The following is a 3,310-nucleotide window of genomic DNA, read 5'->3' as shown; positions in this document are numbered from 1 at the left end:
ATCTCTGTCGGTGAGTATAGTCCACCCACCCCAGGTGGATTGCGTGAACTGCGTTTCTGTGACCGCGTACTGGTCGGGGCTTGTCTCAATATCAGGATACAGCGTATCCTTCGCCGCAGCAAGCACCGTAGGTTCAGCGAGCGAGGCTACCATTACACTGCCAATTACGCGTGGGAAACATAATTGGGGGGTTTAGAGATCCCGAATCAGAGGCGTGGTGTATCTATTTGCTATGAGTTCTAAATTTACCGTTGACACTCTTTGATGGCTTCCGTCGATCGTACAGCCTGAGGCATCGGCAGGACGACCAAATCTCAACGCTTATCCCTCACACAAGTATTCTTCAAGTATGCCCCAGAGCATATCGAAAGATGACTCTAAGCCGATCGATCTCGCTGAGGCAGGCCAACGAACACTCCAAATCGGAGACGACAACCCTATCCGAATCAGTTCGGGCCATCGAATCCTACATCACGACGGGAAGTGCTCGCGGCCACACGGCCACAACTATGAGATCACGGTCGAAGTGACCGGCGAACTCACCGAGGAGGGGTGGGTTGTCGACAAAGGCGACGTCACGGACGTCATCGACGCATGGGACCACCGATTCCTCGTCGAAGAGGGCGACCCGCTCGTCGATGCCTTCGAAGCGTCGGGCGACGGCGCTGCCCTCGTCGTCCTTGATCACCCACCAACGGCCGAAGTGATGAGCGTCCTGCTCGAACAACAGATGCTCGACGCGTTCCCGGACACCGTCTCGGACGTGTCGGTGTCGGTGAGCGAAACTGGCGAACTCTGTGCGAGTTACTGATGCCGGTCGCTAGCGATATCGAGGAGCCCGCACCGGACGCTGACGCGGCCGGTGAGGGGCTTCCGATCAACGAGGTGTTCTACTCGTTGCAGGGCGAAGGAACGCTCGCAGGCGTGCCCTCCGTCTTCGTGCGGACCTCTGGGTGTAACCTGCGGTGTTGGTTCTGTGATTCCTACCACACGTCGTGGGAGCCGACCGGGGCGTGGCGCGACGTCGACTCAATCGTGGAGGAAGTCCGCTCCCATGAGCAGGCGAACCACGTCGTGCTCACCGGCGGAGAGCCGCTCATCCACGATGAGTCCGTCGAACTCTTAGAACGACTCGACGCAGAGGGGTATCACACGACGGTCGAGACGAACGGAACGATCTACCAGGATGCGCCGATCGATCTGGCGAGTATCAGCCCGAAACTAGCGAGCAGCACGCCGACACCGGAGCGTGACCCGAAGGGGGAGGGCGAGTGGGAGGAGAAACACGAACAGAAGCGGATTGAGATGGATGAGCTCTCCCAGATGGTCGATGCGTACGAGACGCAGCTCAAGTTCGTCGTGACCGACGAGTCAGATCTCCCGGAGATCACGGACCTGGTTGATCGGGTGCGAGAAGCAACGTCGACGACCGTCGCCGATGATGACGTGTTGTTGATGCCGGAAGGCATGACGCGGGAGCAACTCGATGGGACGCGAAGCGAGGTCGCCGAGCTGGCGATGGAGTACGGCTACCGGTACACGCCGCGACTTCACGTGGACCTGTGGAACGACGCACCGGGAACATGAGCGTCACCCAGAGACAGCCTGGTCGAGATCATGTGGTGGCCCGAGGGCGGTGTGGTGAACAGAGCAACAATCGATTCGACACAACTGAGCAAACATGAGCAACAAAAGTGCGGTCATTCTGGTGTCCGGCGGGATGGATAGTGCAACGGCGGTGTACGAGGCGATAGAACAAGGGTACAATCCGTACTTCCTCCATACGTCGTACGGTCAGCGCACCGAAGACAAGGAGTACGAGTGTGCGAAAGCGCTCGCGGAGGAGGTTGATGCGGCTGACTTCCTCCATATCGAAACGGGACATCTCTCACAGATCGGCGCGTCGAGTTTGACGGACGAGGAGATGGACGTGGCTGACGCAGATATGGAGAGTGACGATATTCCGACATCGTACGTTCCCTTCCGAAACGCGAATCTGTTGTCAATGGCGACATCGTACGCGGAAGCAACTGATTCAGAGGCGCTGTTCATCGGCGCGCACTCGGAGGATTTCTCCGGGTACCCTGACTGTCGCCCGGCGTTCTTTGATGCCTTTCAGAACGTGATCGATGTCGGGACAAAGCCGGAGACAGAGATTGAATTGAAAGCCCCGTTCGTTGAGTGGTCGAAAACAGAGATCGCGGAGCGGGGATTGGAGCTTGGCGTGCCGTATGAGATGACGTGGTCGTGTTACCGGGATGAGGAGCCGGCGTGCGGAACATGTGATGCGTGTGCGTTCCGGCTAGAAGCGTTCCGGAACGCCGGGTCACGCGATCCGATTGCGTACGCTGAGCGACCGGAGTTCTCGTAACGCTTCTATTCAAACGACGTAGGAAAAACTAGCTCGGCCTGCTGGGGCTAAGCTTCGTCGGTGATGTCACCTGTAAATTCATCTTCGCCGTTGAGCCGTCCCGCAACTCCATTCATGGCGTAGATAAGCGTCGCTGCGACGTCGAACGCTTCGTCTCGTGATAGCCGAGATATTGGCCGTGTTACGAATTCCTCACCATCCGTATTCACGCCAGTAATCGGGGTGACAGAATAATTTCCATCGCCCATTGTGCCGTCAAGACGGACGAGAATTGATTCATCATCATCGGATCTCCACTCGATATAGTACTCGTCGTGAATCTCCTCACTCCATCCTGAAGGATAGTAATCAAGGGCCTCAGTTTCACTTTCAGGCATTGTGTATATCAAAGTATCATACCCACTGGCGATTAAAAATATGTGTTCTGTACTTCAGTTGGGGTGTCCCAGAAAGTCAAGTCAAACGAATCACTTGAAAACGTAAGTTTGTCAGGGTGCTCAATAGTTATCATATCGAATATGTCAGCTACGAAAGCGGGATTACGTGGTGTAACGATCAGTTAGGCGCATCCGATGTCCTGGCCGACACTATGAAGATATTCCTCTGCGAATACGAGGGTATGCCGAAGGTCAGCGTCGAGATCCCCCAAGAACTGCTTGATGACCTCGATGAACACGTCGGTGACGAGGGAAAATTCGTCAATCGAAGCGATGCGGTTCGGGCATCAATCCGAAAGACACTCGATATGCTTGATGAGATAGATAGACGGCACGGACGGGCCGAAACTGACGAAGTAGAGTAGTCACATCGCTCCGCTCTTATGTAGAAACGCGGAAAGCCCGTATAATTACACTAAGTCGCCGGTAATCGGGAGATATGTCCTCTACTGAGTCAGCGTTCGGCGGGATGTTTCGGCAGCTGATCGAGCTAGGAGTCATA

General features: G+C 55.7%; 5 protein-coding genes. 4 read left to right on the top strand and 1 reads right to left on the bottom strand.

Features of this window, described 5'->3' with window-relative positions; genetic code table 11:
- The first annotated feature begins 349 nt into the window (after nucleotides 1-349).
- The 3 genes from Z052_RS14775 (at nucleotide 350) to queC (ending at nucleotide 2,371) form a co-directional block, all read left to right on the top strand.
- Entirely contained in the window at nucleotides 350-811 is a 462-nt protein-coding gene (locus Z052_RS14775; protein WP_099289202.1) for a 6-pyruvoyl tetrahydropterin synthase family protein, read from the top strand.
- The gene (locus tag Z052_RS14770) at nucleotides 811-1,587 is read left to right on the top strand and encodes a 7-carboxy-7-deazaguanine synthase QueE (protein WP_099289201.1); all 777 of its coding nucleotides are present in this window, start codon (nucleotides 811-813) and stop codon (nucleotides 1,585-1,587) included. Before Z052_RS14775 ends, Z052_RS14770 begins: the two co-directional genes overlap by 1 nt.
- 94 nt (nucleotides 1,588-1,681) lie before the next feature.
- The gene (gene queC, locus Z052_RS14765; protein WP_094520218.1) at nucleotides 1,682-2,371 is read left to right on the top strand and encodes a 7-cyano-7-deazaguanine synthase QueC; all 690 of its coding nucleotides are present in this window, start codon (nucleotides 1,682-1,684) and stop codon (nucleotides 2,369-2,371) included.
- A 47-nt stretch (nucleotides 2,372-2,418) separates the two neighbouring features.
- Here queC and Z052_RS14760 read toward each other — a convergent pair whose 3' ends face one another.
- Complete coding sequence (locus Z052_RS14760; RefSeq protein WP_094520219.1) at nucleotides 2,419-2,748, bottom strand: hypothetical protein; 330 nt, start codon at nucleotides 2,746-2,748, stop codon at nucleotides 2,419-2,421.
- A gap of 242 nt (nucleotides 2,749-2,990) precedes the next feature.
- Between Z052_RS14760 and Z052_RS14755 the strand changes: the two genes are divergently transcribed.
- Nucleotides 2,991-3,173: a ribbon-helix-helix domain-containing protein gene (locus Z052_RS14755; protein ID WP_080508614.1), complete on the top strand. Its 183-nt coding sequence runs from the start codon at nucleotides 2,991-2,993 to the stop codon at nucleotides 3,171-3,173.
- The last annotated feature ends 137 nt before the right edge of the window (nucleotides 3,174-3,310 follow it).

The sequence above is a fragment of the Halorubrum sp. C191 genome, assembly GCF_002727095.1.
Lineage (GTDB): Archaea > Halobacteriota > Halobacteria > Halobacteriales > Haloferacaceae > Halorubrum > Halorubrum ezzemoulense.
The sequence above is the reverse complement of the archived record's forward strand: the minus strand, read 5'-3'. Positions and strand labels throughout refer to the sequence as shown.

Bases quoted from the DNA above. Each gene is read 5' to 3' on its own strand.
- queC (WP_094520218.1), top strand. From the start codon at position 1,682: ATGAGCAACAAAAGTGCGGTCATTCTGGTGTCCGGCGGGATGGATAGT.
- Z052_RS14755 (WP_080508614.1), top strand. From the start codon at position 2,991: ATGCCGAAGGTCAGCGTCGAGATCCCCCAAGAACTGCTTGATGACCTC.
- Z052_RS14760 (WP_094520219.1), bottom strand. From the start codon at position 2,748: ATGCCTGAAAGTGAAACTGAGGCCCTTGATTACTATCCTTCAGGATGG.
- Z052_RS14770 (WP_099289201.1), top strand. From the start codon at position 811: ATGCCGGTCGCTAGCGATATCGAGGAGCCCGCACCGGACGCTGACGCG.
- Z052_RS14775 (WP_099289202.1), top strand. From the start codon at position 350: ATGCCCCAGAGCATATCGAAAGATGACTCTAAGCCGATCGATCTCGCT.